At 58.0% G+C, this 24,008-nt stretch carries 21 protein-coding genes and 1 pseudogene; 8 read left to right on the forward strand and 14 right to left on the reverse strand.

The window, feature by feature from the left end:
• Positions 1-3: 3 nt before the first annotated feature.
• The 9 genes and pseudogenes from hflX to dusB form a co-directional block, all read right to left on the reverse strand.
• Entirely contained in the window at positions 4-1,299 is a 1,296-nt protein-coding gene (gene hflX / locus ACN0TS_RS08135; protein ID WP_417258851.1) for a GTPase HflX, read from the reverse strand.
• Positions 1,300-1,451: 152 nt separating this feature from the next.
• Positions 1,452-1,691: an RNA chaperone Hfq gene (gene hfq, locus ACN0TS_RS08140; RefSeq protein WP_062215548.1), complete on the reverse strand. Its 240-nt coding sequence runs from the start codon at positions 1,689-1,691 to the stop codon at positions 1,452-1,454.
• 165 nt (positions 1,692-1,856) lie between these two features.
• On the reverse strand, positions 1,857-3,404 hold the full coding sequence (locus ACN0TS_RS08145; RefSeq protein WP_417258852.1) for a TrkH family potassium uptake protein: 1,548 nt from the start codon (positions 3,402-3,404) through the stop codon (positions 1,857-1,859).
• Positions 3,404-4,792 (reverse strand): annotated as a pseudogene (gene trkA, locus ACN0TS_RS08150) (Trk system potassium transporter TrkA); the annotation flags it as partial. The pseudogene trkA and the gene ACN0TS_RS08145, both read right to left, overlap by 1 nt.
• A gap of 79 nt (positions 4,793-4,871) precedes the next feature.
• The gene (locus ACN0TS_RS08155; RefSeq protein ID WP_417258853.1) at positions 4,872-6,275 is read right to left on the reverse strand and encodes a sigma-54-dependent transcriptional regulator; all 1,404 of its coding nucleotides are present in this window, start codon (positions 6,273-6,275) and stop codon (positions 4,872-4,874) included.
• Between the two features lie 21 nt (positions 6,276-6,296).
• On the reverse strand, positions 6,297-8,573 hold the full coding sequence (locus tag ACN0TS_RS08160) for an ATP-binding protein (RefSeq protein WP_417259087.1): 2,277 nt from the start codon (positions 8,571-8,573) through the stop codon (positions 6,297-6,299).
• Between the two features lie 135 nt (positions 8,574-8,708).
• Positions 8,709-10,085 (reverse strand): response regulator, encoded by a 1,377-nt coding sequence (locus ACN0TS_RS08165; protein ID WP_417258854.1) that lies wholly within the window; start codon positions 10,083-10,085, stop codon positions 8,709-8,711.
• 66 nt (positions 10,086-10,151) lie between these two features.
• Positions 10,152-11,222, reverse strand: coding sequence for a two-component system sensor histidine kinase NtrB (locus ACN0TS_RS08170; protein WP_417258855.1), 1,071 nt, complete (start codon positions 11,220-11,222; stop codon positions 10,152-10,154).
• On the reverse strand, positions 11,219-12,199 hold the full coding sequence (dusB, locus tag ACN0TS_RS08175; protein ID WP_417258856.1) for a tRNA dihydrouridine synthase DusB: 981 nt from the start codon (positions 12,197-12,199) through the stop codon (positions 11,219-11,221). Before dusB ends, ACN0TS_RS08170 begins: the two co-directional genes overlap by 4 nt.
• Before the next feature lie 170 nt (positions 12,200-12,369).
• Here dusB and ACN0TS_RS08180 point away from each other — a divergent pair, with 170 nt between their 5' ends.
• From ACN0TS_RS08180 to ACN0TS_RS08195, 4 genes are all read left to right on the forward strand, one after another.
• On the forward strand, positions 12,370-13,527 hold the full coding sequence (locus ACN0TS_RS08180; protein WP_417258857.1) for a bifunctional 2-C-methyl-D-erythritol 4-phosphate cytidylyltransferase/2-C-methyl-D-erythritol 2,4-cyclodiphosphate synthase: 1,158 nt from the start codon (positions 12,370-12,372) through the stop codon (positions 13,525-13,527).
• 23 nt (positions 13,528-13,550) lie between these two features.
• Positions 13,551-14,051, forward strand: a complete 501-nt coding sequence (locus ACN0TS_RS08185; RefSeq protein WP_417258858.1) for a phosphatidylglycerophosphatase A — start codon at positions 13,551-13,553, stop codon at positions 14,049-14,051.
• Positions 14,048-14,536 (forward strand): CinA family protein, encoded by a 489-nt coding sequence (locus tag ACN0TS_RS08190; protein WP_417258859.1) that lies wholly within the window; start codon positions 14,048-14,050, stop codon positions 14,534-14,536. The genes ACN0TS_RS08185 and ACN0TS_RS08190 overlap by 4 nt, the downstream gene beginning before the upstream one ends.
• A 224-nt stretch (positions 14,537-14,760) precedes the next feature.
• The gene (locus ACN0TS_RS08195) at positions 14,761-15,939 is read left to right on the forward strand and encodes an ammonium transporter (RefSeq protein WP_417258860.1); all 1,179 of its coding nucleotides are present in this window, start codon (positions 14,761-14,763) and stop codon (positions 15,937-15,939) included.
• Between the two features lie 73 nt (positions 15,940-16,012).
• Here the strand turns inward: ACN0TS_RS08195 and ACN0TS_RS08200 are convergent, their stop codons facing one another.
• Positions 16,013-16,474 (reverse strand): type II toxin-antitoxin system RatA family toxin, encoded by a 462-nt coding sequence (locus tag ACN0TS_RS08200; protein ID WP_417259088.1) that lies wholly within the window; start codon positions 16,472-16,474, stop codon positions 16,013-16,015.
• A gap of 81 nt (positions 16,475-16,555) precedes the next feature.
• Here ACN0TS_RS08200 and hpt point away from each other — a divergent pair, with 81 nt between their 5' ends.
• On the forward strand, positions 16,556-17,116 hold the full coding sequence (gene hpt, locus ACN0TS_RS08205) for a hypoxanthine phosphoribosyltransferase (protein WP_417258861.1): 561 nt from the start codon (positions 16,556-16,558) through the stop codon (positions 17,114-17,116).
• The gene (locus ACN0TS_RS08210; RefSeq protein WP_417258862.1) at positions 17,113-17,394 is read left to right on the forward strand and encodes a hypothetical protein; all 282 of its coding nucleotides are present in this window, start codon (positions 17,113-17,115) and stop codon (positions 17,392-17,394) included. The genes hpt and ACN0TS_RS08210 overlap by 4 nt, the downstream gene beginning before the upstream one ends.
• Here ACN0TS_RS08210 and ACN0TS_RS08215 read toward each other — a convergent pair.
• From ACN0TS_RS08215 to lipA, 3 genes are all read right to left on the reverse strand, one after another.
• On the reverse strand, positions 17,316-18,197 hold the full coding sequence (locus ACN0TS_RS08215; protein WP_417258863.1) for a LysR family transcriptional regulator: 882 nt from the start codon (positions 18,195-18,197) through the stop codon (positions 17,316-17,318). The genes ACN0TS_RS08210 and ACN0TS_RS08215 overlap by 79 nt on opposite strands.
• A gap of 110 nt (positions 18,198-18,307) precedes the next feature.
• Entirely contained in the window at positions 18,308-19,429 is a 1,122-nt protein-coding gene (locus ACN0TS_RS08220) for a THUMP domain-containing class I SAM-dependent RNA methyltransferase (protein WP_417258864.1), read from the reverse strand.
• 4 nt (positions 19,430-19,433) lie between these two features.
• Positions 19,434-20,393, reverse strand: coding sequence for a lipoyl synthase (lipA, locus tag ACN0TS_RS08225; protein ID WP_417258865.1), 960 nt, complete (start codon positions 20,391-20,393; stop codon positions 19,434-19,436).
• 337 nt (positions 20,394-20,730) lie between these two features.
• On the opposite strand from lipA, the gene ACN0TS_RS08230 reads away from it, so the two are divergent.
• Entirely contained in the window at positions 20,731-21,282 is a 552-nt protein-coding gene (locus ACN0TS_RS08230) for a peroxiredoxin (RefSeq protein ID WP_417258866.1), read from the forward strand.
• 62 nt (positions 21,283-21,344) lie between these two features.
• Here ACN0TS_RS08230 and ACN0TS_RS08235 read toward each other — a convergent pair whose 3' ends face one another.
• Positions 21,345-22,274 carry a hydrogen peroxide-inducible genes activator gene (locus ACN0TS_RS08235; protein ID WP_417258867.1) on the reverse strand — a complete coding sequence of 310 codons (930 nt, stop codon included), beginning with the start codon at positions 22,272-22,274 and terminating at the stop codon, positions 21,345-21,347.
• A gap of 96 nt (positions 22,275-22,370) precedes the next feature.
• Between ACN0TS_RS08235 and ACN0TS_RS08240 the strand changes: the two genes are divergently transcribed.
• Positions 22,371-23,825 carry a catalase gene (locus tag ACN0TS_RS08240; RefSeq protein WP_417258868.1) on the forward strand — a complete coding sequence of 485 codons (1,455 nt, stop codon included), beginning with the start codon at positions 22,371-22,373 and terminating at the stop codon, positions 23,823-23,825.
• Positions 23,826-24,008: the final 183 nt, after the last annotated feature.

Here is a 24,008-nt window from a genome sequence, read left to right on the forward strand (position 1 = left end):
GGCTCACATATCCCGAAATTGTTTTTCTTGGCGCGGGGTCCAAAGCACTTTGAGCGCATAGCCCTCTTCATTCGCCGCTTCACTTTGCACAACGCCCTCCGCAAAGAGCCACGCGCGTTTCTTACCCTCCGAGTACGGCACAATCAAATCGCGCTCGATCTTGTCCTCTTCGAAATAGGCCGACACTGCATCGAGCAGGGGTTTCACCCCCTCGCCCGTCACCGCAGAGATCGCAAAAACGTCCTCACGCCCTTCAGCCCGCTCCAGTCGGGCCGCGCGGGCCTCGTCATCGAGCTTGTCGATTTTGTTCCACACTTCGATGATCGGTGCGTCTTCCTTGATCCCCAGATCGGAGAGGATTTTAAGGACATCCGTTTTTTGATCTTCGGTCTCGTCGGCGGAAATGTCGCGCACGTGCAGGATCAGATCGGCATCAAGCACCTCCTCCAACGTGGCTCTAAACGCAGCGACCAACTGTGTCGGCAGGTTCGAGATGAATCCCACGGTATCGGACAGGATAATGTCGCGATCCCCCCCGTGCGCCGTTTCCAATTTGAGTTGACGCATGGTCGGGTCGAGCGTGGCGAACAACATGTCTTTCACAAACACATCTGCACCCGTCACCGTGTTGAAAAACGTCGATTTTCCTGCGTTTGTGTAGCCCACCAAGGCAACAATCGGGAACGGGATCTTCGCCCGCGATGCACGATGCAATTCGCGCGTCTTGATCACACGGGCCAGCTGTTTACGCAGACGGTTCAGGTGATCGTCAATGGCGCGACGGTCGGCCTCGATCTGTGTTTCACCCGGACCACCCACAAACCCCAAGCCACCACGTTGACGCTCAAGGTGGGTCCATGCCCGCACCAGACGGGTCCGTTGATAGGACAAGGCCGCCATTTCGACCTGCAACACGCCCTCACGGGTCCGCGCCCGATCCGAGAAAATCTCCAAAATCAGGCCGGTTCGGTCAAGCAGTTTGACCTTCCATTCCTTCTCCAGATTGCGTTGCTGCACAGGTGTCACGGGACCATCGACGAGAACAAGTTCCACCTCATTCTCTTGCAGACGTGCTTTCAACTCCGCGATTTTACCTTTGCCGAACAATGCGGCGGGATGCGTTTTGGGCAAGCGCACGATCTCGGCGCCCAACACCTCGATATCGGGCAAAGCGGCTGCAAGCGATACCGCTTCGTCAAGACGTGGCTGCGCATCGCGGCGTCCACGGTCCGAGGTGATGTCAGGATGGATCACCCACGCGCGCGTTGGCTCCACCTCGTGATCGTAATAGTCACCCAATTCAATTGGTCCTTTGATGTCTTTGCTCAGGGCCCGACCGCCCGCCTGCGCCTGTATTCACTACCGCACCTAGGTCGAAGCGCTCTCCATGACAAGAGGCCCGCGCGGGCTTTCCCCGAGCAGGCCGACGCCAGATCGCGATGGCAAACGGGTTATTGTGCGTCTTCGCCGTCGTAGAGGCTGATCGGCTGCGCAGGCATGATCGTGGAAATCGCGTGTTTATACACCAGTTGCGATTGGCCATCACGGCGCAGCAAAACGCAAAAGTTATCAAACCATGTAATCACGCCCTGAAGCTTGACACCGTTGATCAAAAAGATCGTAACGGGCACTTTGGTTTTGCGCACATGGTTCAGGAATGCGTCTTGTAGGTTCTGTTTATCACCGGCCATTGCAGTTGCCTTTTTTCTTGCGCTTATGATGCGAGCTGCCTTGCGTTGGCAGCACTTAACGGCAACCTCACAGCTAAACTTCACGAATGTCAAGATTTGCGAAGCTTTTTCAGGATGTTGCCGTGGAGTTCATGCCCCAGCGGTGCAAAACCGCGTCACTGACGCCTAACGTCTCCAGAAATCGGGATTGATCAAGGCGATCATCGCAAGCAGTTCCAACCGCCCCAAAACCATCGTCGCGGCCAAAACCGCCTTTGGCCCCACTGCCAGATCCGCAAAGGAATACGGCACTTCAGCAGCCACCTGCACCAATGGCCCCGTCGTGGTCAGTGCCGCGATGGTGAAAACAGCGGCCTGCTCGAAATGGATACCGAACAGCGACAGGATAATCATCACTGCCGCGATGGTGAGAGCAAAGAACATGAAATACACCCATGCCACATAGCCCCCTTGGCGACGCACGCGTCGTGCCATCGCCCCTGCACCACCAACAGAATGGGGAGAAATCATCTTTTCGATTTCCCGCTCACCGTGGCGCACTAATGCGTAAAGACGCAAAAGTTTCACACCGCCCGCCGTGGTCGCCACCCCGCCACCAAAGATCGCAAGTCCCAATAGCAAGACGCCTGGCGTCTGAAGCCCCGACCAGATGCGGGACTCGCTCCATGACGCGCTTTCAAACCCTGCGGTTGTCAGGAAAGACAGCACCATGAACAACCCGCCCCACAGCGACGAGAGCGCCGCAGGAATATCCCAAATCCGTTCCACCTCATAGGCGCCAACCCAATGGCGAAGGAACAGCAAACTCGGTAGTACAACCAAAAGCACCAAACCGATTTTCATCTCGGGATCACGGTACAATGGCGGCGCATCGCGGCGCATATCATCGGTCGCAAAGGTTTTGCGCGAGATCGCAAGGAACAAAAAGGCAAAGACCAACATCTCTCCCAGAAACCCTGCCCCCGAGGACGTCAAACCGCCCACGGGAGAAATGCCGGAAGTGGCCATCACCGACATGGCATGACACAGCGCCACGTAAGGCGATGCCCCGACCATCGCCAAGGCAAGCCAAAGCGCCACGGTCAGTCCAAAGTAGATCGGAAAAAGGCGGGTCGTATAACGCGCGATCCGCTCTGGCCCTGCGGCCACCTGAATGAACTGCGTGGCCCCTGAAGAGCCTTGACCGACTTGGCGTGAGGACAGCACTTCGAACCCGCCCAGATTGAGCGGCGCCAGCACCGCAATGGCGGTAATCCATGCGAACAATCCGCCAAGCCAACCGACCAAAGCCCGCCACAAATGCACGGTGCGTGACAGGCGGTCAGGATCGTCAAACAGTGTCGCTCCCGTGGTGGTCAGTGCCGAGACCATTTCGAAATACGCATTGAAAAATGTTGTGTTTTTCGTGGCTTCGACAAAAGGAACGGCCAGAAAAAACGGCAACACCGTATAGGCCACCAAAAGCGTCATCAGCTGGTTTCGACCCTCGCGATCACGGTCTCGGCGGGTGTCTCGGTCGGCGGTGGACTCGGGGCGGGCACGCGCAATGGCGATCATTCCCGCAAAGCTCATCAACAAAATGCCCGAATAGAAAAATGCGCGGGAATCTTCGTGTTGGCTGACAACAGCACCGTAGATCGCGGGCACCATCATCGCCGCACCCGCCACCAACATCAGTTGGACGAAAAAGGGCATGCGCGAAAAGCGGTTCATTAGAAGTAATCGATCGACACCTGAAGGAGCCGCTCCACTTCAGGTACATCATTCGCAAGTGAGAAAATGGTGATCACATCGCCCTCTTCGATGGCGGTGTCACCAGTGGGCTTGGTGTAGCTGTCCCCCTTCATGATCGCGCCGACAAGCACGCCTTCGGGGAACTCGATATCGCGGATTTTGCGGCCCGAAATTGGTGAGGTCGATAGCACCTGTGCCTCGATCACCTCGGCCTCGCCATCGCCGACCGAATAGACGTTGCGCACCCGTCCGTGACGAATATGGCGCAGGATCGACGAAACGGTTGTGGCCCGAGGGTTGATATGCGCGTCAATGTCGAGTGCGGTCAGGATCGGCACCAAGGACGGATCGTTAACGAGGCAAATCGCCATTGCACAGCCCGCCTGTTTCGCACGGACAGCCGAGAGCATATTGACCTTATCGTCATCAGTGACACACAGCACGGCGTTGGCCCGTGACACGCCTGCCTCCTGCAACAACTCGACATCAAGCGCATCACCATGCAACACAATCGTGCGCTCAAGACTATCTGCGGCGCGCTCGGCAATGCGACGGTCTTTTTCGATGATCTTCACGCGGACCCGTTCGGTCCGTGCTTCAAGCGCTTGCGCCACACCGAGACCAACATTGCCACCACCCAAAATCACCACACGATCCTGTTTGGCCTGCGTTTTACCAAAGACTTCCATCGTGCGATTGACGTCTTCGGCATGGGCAAAACAATAGACCTCGTCACCTGCAAACAACTGATCGTCGGGATCAGGCGCAAACAGGCGTCCCTCACGACGCACGCCGACAACGGTGACACGTAAGGTAGAGAACAACTCGCTCAGCTCGCGCAGCGCAGCGTTCAAAACGGGGCAATCCTCCGCGAGCAAAATCCCCAACAAATGCGCTTGGCCCGCCAAAAACACCTGAGTGTCAAAGGCCGCAGGCGCCGCAAGTCGCCGCATCGCAGCCTCGGCCACTTCGCGCTCGGGCGAAATCACAACGTCGATTGGCATATGGTCACGGCGGTACAGGTCGGAATAGATCGCCGTAAGATAGCTTTGCGCCCGCAAGCGCGCGATCTTGCGCGGCACATTAAACACCGAATGCGCCACCTGACAGGTCACCATATTGACCTCATCGGAATGGGTTGCCGCGATGATCATATCCGCATCACGCGCCCCCGCTTTATCAAGCACATCCGGATAGGACGCGTGGCCTTCGATCCCTTGAACATCAAGCGTATCAGTGGCGCGACGCACGAGGGCGGGGTTGTTATCCACCACCGTTACATCGTTATTTTCACCCGACAATTGACGCGCGATCTGCCAACCGACCTGACCCGCTCCACAAATGATGACTTTCATGCAATCAGCCCCGACTGTTTCCCCATTGGCATGGCATTATTCATCCCGCTTCGCAAGCACACAGACACGGCCCCAAACGCCACCCTGCGCCTTACTCTGCATCCTCTGACACATAGGCCACACGTCCGCCGGATTTGTTGCCCGTCACAACCCCAAGCGATTTGAGCTTGCGGTGCAATGCCGAGCGTTCCATGCCAACAAAGGTCGCCGTGCGGGAAATATTGCCGCCAAAACGGTTGATCTGCGTGAGCAAATACTCGCGCTCGAACATCTCACGCGCCTCGCGCAGTGGCAGGGTCGCAATAGCTGGCGACAACACCGCACGGGTATCATCATCGCCATTAGGCTCTTGTTCAGGCAGTTCGGAGGCCTCGATGTCACCGGCCCCCTCGCCCAAGATCAAGACCCGCTCCACGACATTTTTGAGCTGACGGACATTACCGGGCCACGGCATCGTTTGCAGCAAAGCCACAGCATCCCCTGTCAGTTTGCGCAGAGGCAAACCTTGGGTGCGGTTGAAATAGGCTATGAATTGCTCGGCCAGAACCGGAATATCCTCGCGGCGTTTTTCCAAGCTCGGCACCTCGATCGGCACCACGTTGAGACGATGATAGAGTTCCTCACGGAAATTGCCCGCCGCAATTTCAGCCGAAAGATCGCGACTGGTGGAGGAAATCACCCGCAAATCGACCGAAACCTGAGAGGTTCCACCCACACGGGTAAAGCGTTGATCCACCAAGACACGCAGGATTTTCGACTGCGTTCCTGATGGCATATCCGCCACTTCGTCAAAGAAAATGACCCCGCCGTTGGCTTCCTCCAACAGACCCTTCTCGATACCGCGCTCTGGGCTTTCGCGCCCGAACAGCACCTCTTCCATCCGCTCGGGCTCAACTGTTGCCGAAGAGACGGTGACAAAGGGTGCGTCTTTGCGGTCCGAATTGATGTGTATCCACCGCGCGGCCACCTCTTTGCCAACCCCTGCCGGACCCGTGAGCATCACGCGGCCATTGGATTTGGTGACTTTCTCCAGATTGCTTTTAAGCACTTTAAAGGCAGGAGAGACGCCATACATCTCGACCTCGGTTCCGCCCGACCGTTTGAGCGTGGCGTTTTCACGACGCAGACGCGAGGTCTCCATCGCACGACGCACCACCACCATCAGCTGATCAATATTGAACGGCTTTTCGATGAAGTCATAAGCGCCCTGCTTGATGGCAGCCACCGCGATCTCGATATTGCCGTGCCCCGAAATGATAATGATCGGAACTTCGGGATGTTCACGTTTAACGTATTTGAGAATGTCGATCCCGTCCATCTCGCTGTCTTTGAGCCAGATATCGAGCACCATCAATGAGGGCACAGCCTCGCTGATCTCTTTTAGGCACTCGTCCGAGCCTCCCGCGAGACGGGCTTCAAACCCTTCATCGCGTAGAATATCCCCGATCAATTCACGAATATCGCGCTCGTCGTCTACAATAAGAATATCAGACATGATCAACCCCCAACATCAGTTTCACACTGCAAGCTTTTGTTTCATTTTGTCTTTTTGCCTCACCGAGGCATCATCACGGAGCAAAGACAGACGCATCGTCGCGCACGCCCCCACCCGTCCTGTATCGTCCAGTGGCTCACCATCAGTGAGCGTCAAGGTGCCGCCATGCTCCTCGATAATTTTCTTCACGATGGGCAGGCCAAGGCCCGTGCCCTTTTCACGTGTTGTCACATAAGGTTCGAACAGGCGCGAGCGATCTTCGGGCAGGCCGATACCATTGTCGGTGATCCGCACAACCACATCGCCGTCCTCGACATCCAACTCGACCCGCACGCGGGCGATATGCCCCTCTGGCCGCTCGACCTCATAGAGGCTCTCGATGGCCTCACCGGCGTTCTTGATCAGATTGGTCAGCGCCTGCCCGATCATGGTTCCGTCCACTTCGGCAACAGCACTCTCAACGCTGATCTCCTGCGTGATCTCTACGTCCACCTGCGCATTCTGCTGCAACAGGACGGCCCCCTTAACGAGGTCCACCATATCGTTCTCACGCCGCTCGGGACTTGGCATCCGCGCGAATTTGGAGAACTCATCGACAATCCGCCGCAAATCCCCCGTCTGGCGTACGATCACACCAGTGTATTGTTCCAGATCGGCCCGCGCGTCCTCGTCCAGATTCTTGCCAAACTTGCGCATAATGCGTTCGGCGGACAGTTGGATCGGGGTGAGCGGGTTCTTGATCTCATGGGCAATACGGCGCGCCACATCGCCCCAAGCGGCCATGCGCTGCGCACTCACAAGATCGGTCACATCGTCGAAGACAACCACATAGCCCTCTAGTGCGCCGTTCACATCACGCCGCGTGGCGATCCGCACCAACAGGCTCTCTTGGGCGCCCGAACGGATCAGGCGCAATTCCTCTTGGGCCACATCGCGTCCCTGCGCGCGCAGCCCATCAAACAAAGGTCCGAACTCAGGCGCAAAGACCGCCAAAGGCTCACCCGACACATCACGCTCCCCAAGGTTCAAAAGCGCTTGCGCCGAGGTGTTGGTCAGGGTTACGCGCCCCTCAGGGTCAAGGGCAATCACCCCCGCAGTCACCGAGCCAAGTACGCTATCGAACAGGCGACGACGACGCTCGATCTGGGCGTTGCGCTCCAAAAGCGTTTCACGTTGCACTTTAAGTTGACCCGTCATCTGATTGAAAACACGGCCCAACATGGAAATCTCATCATCCCCATCGGCCTCAATCACCCGCACATCAAAATCGCCCTCACCAACGCGCTGTGCGGCTTCCGCCAATCGCCCAACGGGGCGCGCAAGCCGCTCGGCGAACCACAGACCCACCCACGTGGCTGCCAGAATGAGAATGATCGCAAAGCCGAGGTACAACAGGCCGAATTCAAACAACAACCGCCCGCGATCGTTTTCCAACTGCGTATAGAGCGCGATGGTTTCCTGTGTCTCGTCAAGCAGGTTCAGAATGCCGCCATCGACATCGCGGGTCACGTAGAGATAGCGGTCGGCAAAACCGGACAGACGTTGCAGGGCGCGGCTTTCATTGTGATCCCAATCGTTGATCATCACCAATTCGCCCGCCTCGGCCCGCGCCAAATCCTCCTCAGAGGGTTGTTCGTAGTCAAACATATACGACCGATCTCCGCGCACCTTTAAGACGCCCGCACGGTTGATCACATAGGCTTCCTCAAGCCCGCGCTGCACGAGACCCTGCCCCTGATTGAGCGCAACGCGCAACGCCCCGTCTGGCAGGATTGTCACCTTACGCCGCGCATCGGTGATAAAATTTGCTAAGGCGCGGGTATCCTCGGCCAACCCTTCGCGGTGTTCCTGCTCATAGGCTTCAGCGGCGGCCAAAGACGAGCCAACCACATTGCGCACACGTTCGGAGAACCACCCCTCAAGACCGAAATTCACCGTCACAACCGCAAATACCGCAACTGTAATAGTCGGGATCAGCGCTAAGAGAACGAAAACGCCCGTCAGGCGCATGTGAAGCCGTGAGCCCGCCGAATGATTGCGCCGCGCCGCCACCATCCGCGCGATACGCGCGGCCACAAGCCCCGCGACGACCAGCACGTAAACAAGGTCACATAGCAACACAAAGCGAAGTGCCCCTGTGGCGCTGAACTGCTCCATCGGGCCAAGCACAAGGAAGGTTGCAGCAGCCAAGACAGGGCCAAGAACGAAGACAGCAATGGTGCCCGCGTTTTGCAAACGGCGCGCCCGACGCAGACGCACCAGTCTGTTCCAACTGTCTTTACCGATGGACCTGCGCAAGACTGCCCCCGCTGTCTGCTTCCTGACAAACGACACAGATTTGCGCCGCCACTCATTGGACGTGAGGATCAAAACGGCGGCCACAGAATGTGTTGATTCTGTCACTGCGCCCTGAAAACCACGGCTGTGGCTGTTTTACATCAGTTTGCGGCGGCGTGTCACCTGAATATCGAGATCATTGATCTTTTTACGCAAGGTATTGCGGTTGATCCCAAGTAAATCAGCACATTTAGCTTGGTTTCCACCGACCGCATCGAGCGCAATTTCGATCAATGGCATCTCAACTTCGCGCAAAATCCGCTGATAAAGACCCGGTGGCGGCAAAACTCCGCCATGCAAATCAAAGTAGCGCCGTAGGTGTTTTGCCACGGAGGCCGAAAGTTTTTCGCCATCTCCGCCCGCCTGAAGCGGCTCCATCGCGGGCTGATTGCCCAGTACCGTTTCGACCTCGGCGCGTGAAATCTCTGCCTCTGCGGAGGTCACGACCAAACGGCGGATGGTGTTTTCCAATTGCCGCACGTTTCCCGGCCAACTGTAACTGCGCACAAGATCGACAGCCGCGTCCGAAAAATGCCGCGCACTCATTCCCTCCCGCTCGGCCTTGGCAAAAAAATGGTCCGCCAAAAGCGGAATATCGTCGACGCGCTCGCGCAAAGACGGCACTGCGATCGTCACGCCGCCCAAACGGTAGAACAAATCCTGACGGAAGGCGCCGTTCTCCATTTTAAGACTGAGATTGGCCTGAGACGTCGCCATCACGCGCGGTGCATTGTCGGTAAAGCTGTCGAGCATACGCACCACACGGGCCTGCGCTTCCTCGTCCAGATCACCGACCTCGTCAAACAGGATTGAGCCATTGCGGGCCTTGGAAATCACCGCGGCCGGCCCCTCCATCACCGCCAGATCGGAGGCGGACACCACCACAAACGGCAGGTTGCGACGATCAGACAGATCATGGATCGCACGCGCAATCAGGCTTTTCCCCGTTCCGCTCTCCCCTGTCACCAACACAGGCAGGTCTGTATTCATCACGCGGGCCACAAGTCGGTACAACGTTTGCATCGCAGGCGTGCGCCCCACAAGCGGCAGATCGTCTTGCGCACTGTCTGAGGGGGCTTTGGCATTGGAGGGCGCAGGGTTGGCGCGGCGTTTCACCTCAAGCGCCTTCGCAGATCGCTTCATCAAGTCAGGTAGATCAAACGGTTTAGGCAGATAATCGAACGCCTCAGCCTCGGCCGCCTGAATGGCAGTCATGATGGTGTTTTGCGCAGAGATCACAATCACGGGCAACCCGGGGCGCAATTCCGCGATTTTGGGCAGCGCTTCAAGGCCATTGCCGTCCGGCATCATCACATCGGAGATTACCAGATCGCCTTTGCCTTCCTCGACCCACCGCATCAGCGTGACCAAGGATGAGGTGGCGTGGACTTTGCAACCTGCCCGCGTCAAGGCCTGCGTTAGAACCGTGCGGATCGTGCGGTCGTCATCTGCGACGAGAATTGTACCGTCCATCGTGTCGTCTCCTTTTTGCGTCGCACCCATGTGCGCAGCGTGTTCATCTGTCGGTGTCGCGCCCCGTTAGTCTTCGCGGGGCGCCACAGGAAGCGAAAGCCGGAACACCGTTTTACCGGGCACCGAGTTCACCGAAATCCATGCTTCGTGGTCGGAAACAATCTTGGACACCAGAGCAAGGCCAAGCCCCGTTCCGTTCTCGCGTCCCGACACGAAGGGTTCGAAAATATCCGAGGAAATTTCTGGCGGCAGGCCTGGCCCGTCGTCGATAATCTCCACCTGCAATGGCAGGGCTGCGCCTGATCCATCGGCGCGACGCAAGCGCAGCGAAATATCGTAGAAGGTATGAATGCGGATTGTGCCGCCCTCTTTCCCCGCGGCTTCCGAGGCGTTTTTGAACAAGTTCAAAAAGATCTGTAACAACTGGTCGCCGTCAACATAGGTCGCTGGCAATGAGGGGTCGAAATCCTCGACAAAGGTCATCGAGGCCCCGTAAGACACCTGCGCCGATTTTCGGGCGCGATCAATGATGTCGTGGATATTGACGGCCTTTCTCGCAGGCGGGCGCAGATTGCCGAACTGTTCTACCTGTTCCAACAGCGCCACGATCCGTCGGCTTTCGGCCACGATCAGATCGGTCAGCTCCAAGTCCTCTGGCGCAAGATTCATCGACAACAGCTGTGCCGCCCCTGTGATCCCTGCGAGCGGGTTTTTGATTTCATGGGCGAGCATCTCGGCCATGCCAATGGCCGAACGGGCGGATTTCTTGACCTGATGCGAGCGGCCCAAACGGTCCGCGATCTGACGCGGCTCCATCATCACCAAAACCGTCTCGGTATCGCCCTGCATCGGAGCAATCTGGATATTGCACAGCACAGGCGCGGCGTTGCCGCCCGACACATCGGCATTATTGATAAACATCGGGGAGCTGTCGCGACGCACACGCTCGAAGGCTTCCTCTAACGGTGCATCAATCGCGAGCTTGTCGAGAACAGGCACCCCACGCATGGACTTGGCCGAGGCATTGAGAAAGGATTCGGCGGCGGGGTTAATATCGGTGATCAAATCCCCTGCGCCGACGAGCACCGTGGGAACGGGCAGAGACTGCCACAGGGTCTCGAAATCGGACTGGCTCATGCGGCTTCTCCTTCAAAACATAGCGCTTCGGCCAAAAGCCGCTGCACCTCATCTTCGCCCCGTTGGGTCAAAACAGCGCGGCGCAGGTCGGCGGGCGTACCGGCGTGATCCATGTACCACCCCAAATGTTTGCGCAGCACACGCGCGCCAAGCTCGGCCCCGTAAAAGGACAGTCCCGCCGCGTAGTGCTCTGCGACCATATCGGCAAAGGCCCGCCCCGTTGGCACCGTCGGTGCGGGAGCGCCCATCAGATTGGCGGCCACCTGCGCCAACAGCCACGGCTGCCCCTGTGCGCCACGACCAATCATCACACCGTCCGCGCCCGATTGCGCGAGCGCTTTGCGGGCCGCTTCGGTCGAAGTGATGTCCCCATTGGCCACCACGGGGATCGACACGGCATCCTTTACAGCGCGGATTGCGGCCCAATCGGCGGAGCCTTTGTAAAACTGACACCGCGTGCGGCCATGTATTGTAATCATCTGAATACCCGCATCCTCGGCCCGCTTGGCCAGATCAGCGGCGTTCATTAGCGCGTCATCCCACCCAAGGCGGGTCTTGAGCGTCACAGGCACATCGACCGCGCCCACAACCGCCTCGATCAACGTCAGCGCATGATCCAGATCGCGCATGAGCGCAGAACCGGAATAGCCCGACACCACCTTTTTGGCGGGACAGCCCATATTGATGTCGATGATCTTCGCGCCATTATCTGCGGCCATCTTGGCCGCGAGCGCCATCGGTTCGGCCTCACGTCCTGCGAGTTGCACGGCGGTTTTCTCGACGCCAAAGCCCAATTCGGCCTTTTCACGGCTTCCAGGGCGCGCGTTGAGCATATCGTGGGAAGCGACCATCTCGGAGACGACCAAACCCGCACCGAAGGAGGCCACAACATTGCGAAAGGGCAAGTCCGTGATTCCCGCCATCGGTGCGAGAAAAACAGGCGGGTCTAGTGTTATATCTGCCAAACGAACGGGCAAGCGATTAATCCCTGTGCAATTTCCTCCGTGGTATCGTGCGATTTGTTTGGGCGCAAAGGCTTTGGGGCCCAAAAGACGCCAAAAACACCATCTGCCTATTTTTTAATCAACCAAAGGGTAAAAAACACGCCCATTGCCACCGACGCGACCAAAGACTATCCCCTTTTGCCATGACGATTGCAGCTCTCATAGTCGCCGCAGGCCGCGGCACCCGTGCCGGAGGCGATACCCCGAAACAGTGGCGGGCCTTGGGCGATGCCCGCGTGATTGATCATGCCGTGGCCGCCTTTCGCGATCTCGCAGATATGATCGTCATTGTGCATCATGCCGACGACACAGAGCGCGCAAGCACCATTGCCGATGTGACGCTTGTGGAGGGCGGGCAAACCCGCGCCGCATCCGTTGCGGCTGGCCTCGCCGCGCTGACGGGTCAAGGCATCACCAAAGTGCTGATCCATGACGCCGCTCGCGCACTGACGCCACACGCCGTGATCTCCGATGTGATCGACGCACTTGATCATGCTCCTGCCGCGGCCCCTGCCCTTGCCGTCACCGATGCGCTTTGGCGTGGTAATGCAGACACCGTGATTGGCACACAGCCGCGAGACGGGCTTTACCGCGCACAAACGCCGCAAGGGTTCCACTTTGACGCGATCAAAGCCGCCCATGACACTTATACAGGTGCGCCCCTTGATGATGTTGAGGTCGCCCGCGCCGCGGGACTGGCCGTAACCATCACCCAAGGCCACGAAGAGAATTTCAAAATCACCCATGCCGAGGACTTCGCCCGCGCCGAGGCGCTGCTTGCGACCCGCATGGGACAGACAGACCGAAAAGGACAGAGCATGTTGGATATCCGATTGGGCAATGGCTACGACGTTCACCGCTTTGGTGTCGGCGACCATGTGTGGCTGTGTGGCGTCAAAATCGACCATGACCGCTGTCTTCAGGGGCATTCGGATGCCGATGTTGGTATGCACGCCCTGACCGATGCCATCTATGGCGCTTTGGCAGAGGGCGACATTGGCCGCCACTTCCCGCCCTCCGATATGAAATGGAAAGGCGCGGAGAGTCACATCTTCCTGCGCCACGCAATTGAGCTGGCCCGCTCCAAAGGCTATGAGCTGATGAATTGCGACGTGACCCTGATCTGCGAACGCCCCAAGATCGGGCCACATGCGGATGCGATGCGCGGCGCTTTGGCGGATATTCTCAGCGTCGATCTGGATCGCGTCTCGGTTAAGGCGACCACCTCGGAAAAACTGGGATTTACAGGTCGCGAAGAAGGTATCGCCTCCATCGCCACCGCCGCCCTTGCAAAGCAATAGGATCAAAACAGGGACACAACCCCATGAAACAACTCGCTGAAATTATCGCCACCCTCGCCCGCATCGGCTATATCAAGCCCGCCTCCGGCACATGGGGCTCGGCCGCCGCTGTCGCCTTGGCTTGGGCCATATATGAGCACACGGGCTTTGCGATGGTGGTGATCGCCACGCTTCTGGTCTTTTTCGTTGGGTGGTGGGCGACCAAGGAAATGACAGACGGCGCCAAGGATCACGACCCGGCCGAGATCGTCATCGACGAAGTTGTCGGCCAATGGATCGCCCTGCTTCCCGTTCTTTATGGCGCAGGAATGATGGGCGTCGAGGCCACGGCCCTTTGGCCCGGTTGGCTTGCCGCCTTTGTCCTGTTTCGTCTGTTTGATATCTGGAAACCGCTATGGATCGGCAAGGCGGACCGTCGCGGCGATGCGCTTGGCGTGATGCTTGATGATGTGATCGCGGGCGTCTTTGCCGCGGTGTTGGTCATTCTCCTTGCGGGCCTGTCACACGGGCTGTTGATGCCATGACTCCCGATCTGACACAGTTGGCCACAGATGTCCTTGAGGCCGCCCGCGCCCGTGGCGTGATGATCGCCACGGCGGAAAGCTGCACAGGCGGATTGATCATCGGGGCGCTGACCGAGATAGCCGGCTCCTCCGATGTGGTTGATCGCGGGTTCATCACCTATTCCAACGCGGCCAAGATGGACATGCTCGGCGTAAAAGCAGCAACCCTCGACGCCTACGGCGCGGTCTCCGAACCCGTTGCCCGCGAAATGGCCGAGGGCGCACTGGCACACTCTGCCGCCACGCTAACGCTCTCGGTGACGGGCATTGCGGGACCAGGTGGGTCAGACCACAAACCCGAGGGCCGCGTGTGCTTCGGGCTGGCACAGGAAGGTCGCGAGACCACGGTTGAGACGGTCGAGTTTGGCGCTTTGGGACGCACAGCGGTACGACAGGCAACGGTTGCCCACGCGCTACAAACCGCACTCAACGCCCTCACGACATAAAGCGACACGGCCCGCTTTGTTCCCCTGCCCCCACGACACCCGTCGCGAATTTCAGTTCCGTCTTATTTTTATGCACGACCCGATATAAGCGCCCCTAAATTGCGCACTTTACGTATTGCTGCATTTTTCAGCCCCATCCACCCCCTCATGCTGCTTTCATTATCGCTTCAAAGCCGCTTTACGCGCCGCAACGATTAAAAAGCGGCCTTTGGAGGGGAAAGCCTATGGTTGGAGCAGATACCGCGTGGATCATCGTCGCAACGGCGTTGGTCCTGTTTATGTCATTGCCGGGATTGGCACTGTTTTACGGCGGGCTTGTACGAGCGCGCAACGTGCTGTCGGTCTTTATGCACGTCTACGCCATCGCGGCGCTGATGTCGGTGCTGTGGTTGGCCGTGGGCTATTCCATCGCCTTTGGCGACGGCAACGCGATCTGGGGCGGACTGGGCAAGGCCTTCCTCAACGGGATCGACGCCGACACGGTGTCGGGCACCATTCCCGAAGTGCTGTTCTTCGCCTTCCAGATGACCTTCGCCATTATCACCCCTGCTCTGATTGTCGGGGCATATGTGGAACGGATCAACTTCGGCTTCGTATTACTGTTCTCCGCCCTTTGGATGCTTGTGTGCTACGCGCCTGTTACCCACTGGATTTGGGGCGGCGGCTTCCTGTCCGATGGCGGTATCTTTGGCGCGGTCGGCACCCGCGACTTTGCGGGCGGCATCGTCGTGCATGAAACCGCAGGTCTGGCGGCCCTCATCATCGCGGTGATGCTCGGCGCCCGCAAAGTGAACAACAAACCGCCCCACAATCCCGGCTACGTGATGATCGGTGCCTCGATGCTCTGGGTTGGTTGGTTCGGTTTTAACGGTGGATCGCAACTCGCCGCAGACGGTGGCGCAGCAATGGCCATTACCGTCACGCATCTATCGGCCGCTGCCGCCTCGCTCACATGGGCGCTGTGGGAAAAGATCAAATACGGCAAGGCCTCCATGGTGGGCATGGTCACAGGCACCATCGCGGGTCTGGCCTCCATCACCCCCGCGGCGGGCTTTGTCGGTCCTGTCGAGGCTCTGGTGATCGGTGGCGTTGCTGGCATCCTGTGTCAGGAGTTGGTCAACCTCATCCGTAACAAGGCCAAGATCGACGACACACTCGACGTCTTTGCCGTTCACGGCGTTGGCGGCATCTTCGGCACCATGATGATCGCAGCATTTGGCCACGGCGCATGGATCGCACAGGTTGGCGCCTTGGTCATTGTCGGCGTGTTTACCACCGTCGTGACAGTGGCGCTTGTCTATCTCGTTAAAGCCATCGTGCCACTACGCGTGGACGCCGAAACGGAACACACCGGCCTCGATCTGGCCCAACATGGTGAGACGGCCTACGATCACAACTCTTGATCTCAGCCCCCCGCAAACAACAAACGGCGCTCCATAGGGGCGCCGTTTTCATGTCGGGATATGATGAGGCTGGCTAGGCAGCAGTCCCATAAAGCGCCTCTGCGCGTTTCTCAAAGGCCCGCACGATACGGTGCATTGCCTCATTGAACACCACGCCGATCACCTTCTGCAAAATGGCGTTCTTGAATTCGAAGTCCACAAAGAACTCGACCTCGCAACCGCCCTCTTTTCCCTGAGCTTCGCGAAAGACCCACCAACTTTTCATATATTTGAAAGGCCCGTCGAGGTATTCGGTGTCAATGCGTCGCTCCGCGTCAAACAGTTTCACCCGCGAGCCGAACTTTTCGCGGAACACCTTGAACGAGATCACCAGATCGGCAAGCAACAGGTCGTAATCGCCGCAATCTTCGCGTGAGCGTATCCGAGCCGCCGCATTCCACGGTAAAAACTGCGGGTAGCTCTCGACATCTGCAACGAGGTCATACATTTGTTGCGCCGTATACGGCAGGTGTTTTGTCTCTTGGTGTGTTGGCATGATCTCGGGTGTCTGAGGCTCTGGCAATTTCTGGTTCACCTGTTATCTCTTAAACCCGCGACCGAATTGCAAGGGGATACCATGCCGCACAGGCCATATCACATCGACGTCTTGATCTCAGCCAAAGCCATTGCCGCGCGGATCGAAGACCTCGCCCGTGACATCCGTCGCGAATATAGCGACACAGACAAGCTCGTTGTTGTCGGACTTTTACGCGGCTCTTTCGTCTTTATTGCCGATCTCGTGCGCGAGTTGGACATGAACGTAGAGGTGGATTTTCTGGAGGCCTCCTCCTATGGAGACGGCACGGAAAGCACGCGGGAAGTACGCATTCTCAAAGACTTGCGTGGCGCAATTGAAGGGCGCGACGTCTTGGTTGTCGAGGATATCGTCGACACAGGACACACGCTCACCGCCGTGTTGGAGCTGTTGGCGTCACGCAAGCCCCGAAAGCTCGAAACCATCGCCCTGTTGGACAAACCCGCGCGGCGCGAGGTCGATCTGAAAGCCACATGGACGGGCTTTGAAATCCCCGATGCCTTTGTGGTCGGCTACGGCATTGATTTTGCCCAAGCCAACCGCAACCTGCCTTTTATCGGCGCGGTGGTCTTTGACGACGAGGAACAACAGGCAGACTCATGAACCTGTTCTGGCTGATACGCGCCAAACGTTGGGCCAAACACCCGCCCTCCGCCAAGCGGGTACTTTTGGTCTTTGGGGTGGTTGCGGCCTGTGTCGCGCTCTATCTCCTTGAACGCGCAGACCTGCTGCCCGCTTGGATGGAACTCGAAGGCCGCACCGGTCGGCGCGGCGTTCAGTTTTTAAGCCCACCTTTAATCACCTATGCCGCCTCGGACGTAAGCCCGAGCAACTGCTCGGCCTCAGCCTCCAAGGCCGCCGCGATCCGTGTACGGGCCTGACGCTGACGCGGTGCGTCGGCCAAATCGGCATGTGAGGCCACGAAAATCGGCACAGGAGGTAATTCAATCGGCGCATGAACGCGGTGCAGTTTCGGGCTGCGATCCCCGATGATACACGGCAGCATCGTGCGCCCCAACCCCGCCTCCGCCATCGACCGCAGGGTCAAGAAACTATCGGCAGCAGCGCGAAACGCCGCGCCATCCTTCTCCAACCGCTCACGCAGCTTTTGAGCGAAAGGTATCCGCCCGATCATACCCGATTGACCGAGCCAATGATCTTCAGCCACGCCTTCGGCTGCGTAAAATCCGAATGCCATTTGTCCCGCGATCTCGCCGTATAGATCATCAGGAAGTTTAAATGCCGGGCGTACAGTCACATCGGCATGCAGGCGCGACAGGTCTATATGCGCATTGGAACACAGCAATTCAAAGGACAAATCAGAAGAGTTCATCGACATCCGCGCGACGATGGAGGGCAGGACTTCGTGACACAACGTATCCGTCGAGGTGACACGGATCACACCTGCAAGCGGCGCTTCCCCCGCCTGCGCCATCCGCTCGACCGCATTCACAGCGGCTTCGACTTCGCGGGCGGCCTCAATCAGGCGCAGCTTTTCCGGAGCGATATCATAACCGCGCACGGATTTTTCAAACAACTCGACGCCGAGCCGCTCCTCTACCCCAGCAACCCGCCGCAGCACGGTCGCGTGATTTACGCCCAGCTCCCGCGCCGCCGCAGATACCGATCCCATCCGCGCAACAGCGAGAACAAAGCGAAAGTCATCCCAATTTGTCTTGTGCATATTTTAACACGCCTCCTCCGAAGTGATGACAGTATAGTAACCTTCACACAGCATCTCTGCTTTGAGGGAGATCAGGTTTTGTTCTAATTTTCGAGAAATAGGACGTCGCCCTACAACGGATCGGTCCGAAATAATTTGACCTTCAGACCGCCATGCGCAATCGGTGCGCCCGTGGGTAGCCACGGCAGCTTGCAGCTCTCTGCCAGTTGCGTGTCGGTGGTGATCAAACCGACACGCCAGCCTTTGAACTCGGCCCGCATTTTGTCGCCAAAGGCCCCGTAGAGGGCAAAGAGGTCTTTCTTTTTACCAACACGCGCCCCGTAAGGCGGGTTGACGACCACAAGCCCCGCAGGTCCATCCGGGCGCGTGATCCCCGAAACAGGTGTCGGTGCAAAGGTACACATATCGGCCACCCCTGCCCGCGCGGCATTCTCGCCCGCCGATCCGATCACATTGACATTGCGATCCGAGCCATAGAATTTTTGATCGCTTGGGCGCGTCTGCCACGCATCGCGGATCGCCTGAACCGCCGCCGCGTCATAAGTCGCCAGACGTTCGAACGAAAACGCCCGCGCCCGTCCCGCCATCATGTGACGCGCAATTTCAGCCGCCTCGATGAGAAAGGTGCCAGAGCCGCACATCGGGTCCAAAACTGGCTCATGCCCGTCATAGCCACAAGCACGCAGGAACAGCGCTGCCATCGTTTCACGCATCGGCGCTTTGCCCATGGCCTGTTTATGGCCGCGCTTGTGTAGCCCGTCACCAGAGGTATCGACTGACAGCAACACGTTGTTGTCGTCAATCCGCGCCTTGATCACCAGATCGGCGTCTTCCAACCCTTCAGCTATAGGAGCGCCGAACTCTTCGGCAATGGCACGCTCAATACGCTCGACAGCGGCGCCTGCGTGATAGATTTTGGATTTCTTGTTGGTGCTCACCTCAACCTTGACCGACTGGCCTTTGGTCAGGATGTCGCCCCACGGAAACTTGCGTGACCGTTTGTCGAGTTGGGCAAGGTGAAACGCGCGGAACTCACCGATCCGCGCCAGAACCTTCGAGGTGCCGCGCAGGGTCATATTGGCCCGCCAGACATCACTCCATGTGCCGTCAATCGTGACACCGCCGCCTGTGGCGCGTGGATTGGAAAATCCCGCCTCCACAACCTCGGCCAAAAGCCACTCCTCCAACCCTGGAGGAGTCGCGAGAAAAATCTCGAAGGTCTGTTCCGTCACCCGCTCAGGCCCGACCGAGTTTTTGGTTCCGCGCCTCGCGCAACCGCGCGAAATCGTCACCCGCATGGTAGCTCGAACGGGTCAGCGGCGATGCCGACACCATCAGAAAGCCCTTGTTATACGCGGTTTTCTCGTAGGTTTTGAATTCCTCGGGCGTCACGAAGCGATCCACCGCATGGTGTTTCGGCGTAGGTTGCAGATATTGACCGATGGTGAGGAAGTCGATGTCGGCGGCCCGCATATCTTCCATCACCTGAATAACGGCCTGTTTGTCCTCACCCAGACCAACCATGATGCCTGATTTGGTGAACATCGTCGGGTCGATCTCTTTGACGCGCTGCAACAGGCGCAACGAGTGGAAATACCGCGCACCTGGGCGCACTTCGGGATAGAGACCCGGAACGGTTTCAAGATTGTGGTTAAACACATCAGGTTTCGCGGCAACCACTGTTTCCAAAACGCTATCGTCACAGCGGATAAAATCAGGAGTCAGAATTTCGATCGTGGTTCCGGGAGACCGATGACGGATCGCACGGATGGTCTGGGCAAAATGCTCGGCCCCACCATCCTCGATGTCATCGCGGTCCACCGAGGTGACAACCACGTGGTTAAGACCCAGTTTAGCCACGGCATCGGCCACACGACCCGGCTCGAATACATCCAGATCCTCAGGCGGTTTACCCGTCGCGATGTTGCAGAACGAACAGGCCCGTGTGCAGACCTCTCCCATAATCATCATCGTCGCGTGTCCTTGCGACCAACATTCACCCGCATTGGGGCACCCTGCCTCTTCGCAGACCGTGACGAGTTTATGCTCGCGCATGATCTTGTGAGTCTTTTGGTAGCCCTCCGACGTCGGGGCCTTGACCCTGATCCAAGACGGTTTTTTAGGCTGTGCATTGTCGGGGCGACGCGCCTTTTCAGGGTGGCGTTGCTCGGGGATTTTAAGGTCACGTGGCGCCATTGGTCCTCCTTTTGGAGTGCTGTGTCCCGCCGCCAAGGGGCATTGCGGGCTTGTCACGCTCCAGACATTTCCACCGATATAGGCCTTCGGTTGAGCCCTGTCCAACCCGTTCCATCGTCACGCCATGCGTCTCGCGACACATTGCCATGCACCATACGCAAGGATCATTCCTCAAAACGTTAGATGGCAAACCCGAACCTTCTTGTTTTTATTTTATTTTCAAGAAGATACATCAGGCACACGGGGAAATGCCGCACCTGCATTGCACCCAAGTTCAGAATCGTTCTAAACACGCCCCAACCAATTCATTCAAGACCTCTCATAAAGGACGATCCCCATGAAAGCCGGATACACCCTCCCCGACGTGACCTTCCACACCCGTGTGCGCGACGACAGCATCGGTGGCGACAACCCGTTCAAATGGGAAGACAAAACAACCGCTGATTACTTCGCAGGCAAACGCGTTGTGCTGTTCTCCTTGCCTGGGGCCTTCACACCGACCTGCTCCACATACCAATTGCCCGGATTTGAAAACGGCTTTGCCGACTTCAAAGAGCAAGGCATCGACGAGATTTACTGCATGTCTGTCAACGACAGCTTTGTGATGAACAAATGGGCGCAGTCGCAGAACCTTGAAAACGTCAAAGTGATCCCCGATGGCTCCGGTGAGTTCACCCGCCGCATGGGTATGCTGGTGCGCAAAGACAACCTCGGCTTTGGCCTGCGCTCGTGGCGCTATGCCGCCGTCGTCAATAACGGCGTGATTGAAGCATGGTTCGAAGAACCCGGTCTGGCCGACAACCACGGCGAAGACCCCTACGGCGTCTCCTCCCCCGAGACCGTTATGGCCTACCTCAAGAACGCACAAAAAGAAGTCGCCGCTGAATAATCAGCACAGCGCTTAATGCTCCAATGAGGCCCGACGGGAAACTGTCGGGCCTTTTTCATGGCCTAGCCCCTGACTCGCCGCGCCTCGAAAAGCAACTCCCCGCCCGCCTCTGAAAGCAGCGCCGCCAGATCGTTGAACCATGCCGAAGCCTGTGTCGAACTGCGCCGCACGAGGGCGATGACCCGTTCGGGTTCAGGCGACGGAAACCGCAGCACGGCCATGTCGGGACTGGCGGCCTGCTCGGTGGTCAAGGCAATCTCTGGCACAAAGGTCAGCCCGAACCCCTGCGCCACAAGTCCGCACAGCGTTGAGAGCGATGAGGCCCCGAGGTCCACCCGTTGCCGCGCGCGGTTCAGCCCGCAGACATCCAACGCCTGATCGGCCAGACAATGCCCCTCGTCGAGCAGCAAAAGCGCATCGGGAGACAAATCAGAGGGCCGTGGCGGCGCGTCATTGGTACAGAGCGCTGCAATCCGCGCCTTTGATCCTGCCAGCAAAAAGCGGTCGGTAAACAACGGCTCGGCCACAAGCCCGTGCAAATCATAGGGCAACGCGATCACCGCCGCATCCAACCGCCCACGGGCCACATCGCCAAGCAAGTCCGCCGTTTGCGCCTCTCGCACCCGCATGTCGATGTCGAGTGCCGCCGCTTTGATCCGTGTCAGCGCACGCGGCAAGAGATAAGGCGCGATGGTCGGGATCACACCAAGCGTCAGCCGCCCCGATAGCCCCTGTTGCAAGCGCAGCTCTGCGGCAAGATCATGGGTCATGGCAAGAATCCCCCGCACCCGTTCAAGCGCCACCTGCCCCGCCCGTGTCAGGCGAATATCGCGCGGCAGACGCTCGACAAGAGTGACGCCAAGAATCCGCTCCATCTCTTTAATCTGTTGACTGAGCGCGGGTTGCGTGACGTGGACACGCTCGGCGGCCGCAGAAAAACTGCCCGTTTCAACGAGAGCGACAAAGGCAGTCATTTGCTTGAGTGTAATCATAAGCTAAGATTATAGCATATAGAAAATCTTACAATTTCATTTTATCATCACTCTGCGCCACACTCCCGCCAACGACACACAAATGGGAGAGTTCACATGTCCAAACGCCTCACAACCTCCGCTGGCGCTCCGGTCAGCCACAACGACACCACCAAAACCGCCGGCGCACGTGGCCCCGCGATGCTCGATGATTACCAGTTGATCGAAAAGCTCGCCCACCAGAACCGCGAACGTATCCCCGAACGCGTCGTCCATGCCAAGGGTTGGGGCGCACAGGGCACCTTCACCGTCACCCATGACATCAGCCAATACACATGCGCCGACATCTTCTCCAAAGTCGGCAATACCTGTGACATTCTCAGCCGCTGGTCTACCGTGGCGGGCGAATTGGGCGCAGCCGACGCGGAACGTGATGTGCGCGGATTCTCGGTTAAATTCTACACCGACGAGGGCAACTGGGACGTGGTCGGCAACAACACGCCTGTGTTCTTCATCCGCGACGGGTTCAAATTCCCCGACTTCATCCGCACCCAGAAACGCCACCCGAAAACCAACCTGCGCTCACCCGAGGCGATGTTTGATTTCTGGGCCGCCCATCCCGAAAGCGTCCATCAGGTGACAATTTTGATGTCGGATCGCGGTATTCCCGTCAATCCGATGCACATGCACGGCTATGGCTCGCACACCTATTCGATGTGGAACAAAGACGGCGAGCGGGTCTGGGTCAAATTCCATTTCCGCAATCAACAAGGTATCAAAAACTATACTTCCGAAGAGGCCGAAACGCTGATCGGCAAGACCCGTGAAAGCTACCAAGAGGATCTGTTCAGCGCGATTGAAGCGGGCAACTATCCGAAATGGGAGCTCAACATTCAGGTCATGCCCGAAGCACAGGCAGAAGAGGTCGATTTCAACCCGTTCGATTTGACCAAAGTCTGGCCCCATGCCGACTTCCCTCTCATTCCTGTGGGCATGTTGGAGTTTAACAAGAACCCTGACAACTACTTCCAAATGGTTGAAAATGCGGCTTATTCCCCATCCAACAAAGTGCCGGGCATTGGATTTAGCCCCGATAAAATGCTGCAAGCACGGGTGTTCTCCTACGCCGATGCGCACCGTTACCGCCTTGGCACCCACTATGAGGCCCTGCCCGCAAACGCGCCTAAATCGCCTGTGCATCACTACCACAAAGACGGCGCGATGAACTTTACGGGGCCAAGCACGGGCCACATCGACGCATACTATGAGCCGAACCAATATGAGGCGAGCGCCAAGCCCGACCCATCGGTGGCCGAACCGCCGCTGAACATCTCGGGCGACGCGGATAAATACGTCCAAGAGATGACGGATGCCGATTACGTCCAACCCCGCGCGCTCTATGCCGATGTTATCGGAGAGGCCGAGCGCGGTCGCCTGCACGCCAATATGGCGGGGGCAATGGCCCCTTGTTCGGACAGTGTGCGCGAGCGGTGGCTTGCCGTCTTGGGCCGTGTGCATCCCGATTATGAAGCCGGTGTCCGCGCCGCATTGGCCCAAATCGACGCGAGTTAAAACGCGCAAATCCATAGAAATGAAGCCGTCCGATGGATATCATCGGGCGGCTTTTTATCAGTGTCAGACCATAGTGTAGAGTTTATCGTCAGTGTTGGACCCAATGAGGGCGCGGCCTGTGAGGCGCTGAGACAGTCCACTGGACCTTTCATCGGCCTTTGGCCGAACCGTCCAGGGCTCCGC

It is taken from the genome of Celeribacter sp. (assembly GCF_048266405.1).
In the GTDB taxonomy this organism is placed as follows: Bacteria; Pseudomonadota; Alphaproteobacteria; order Rhodobacterales; family Rhodobacteraceae; genus Celeribacter.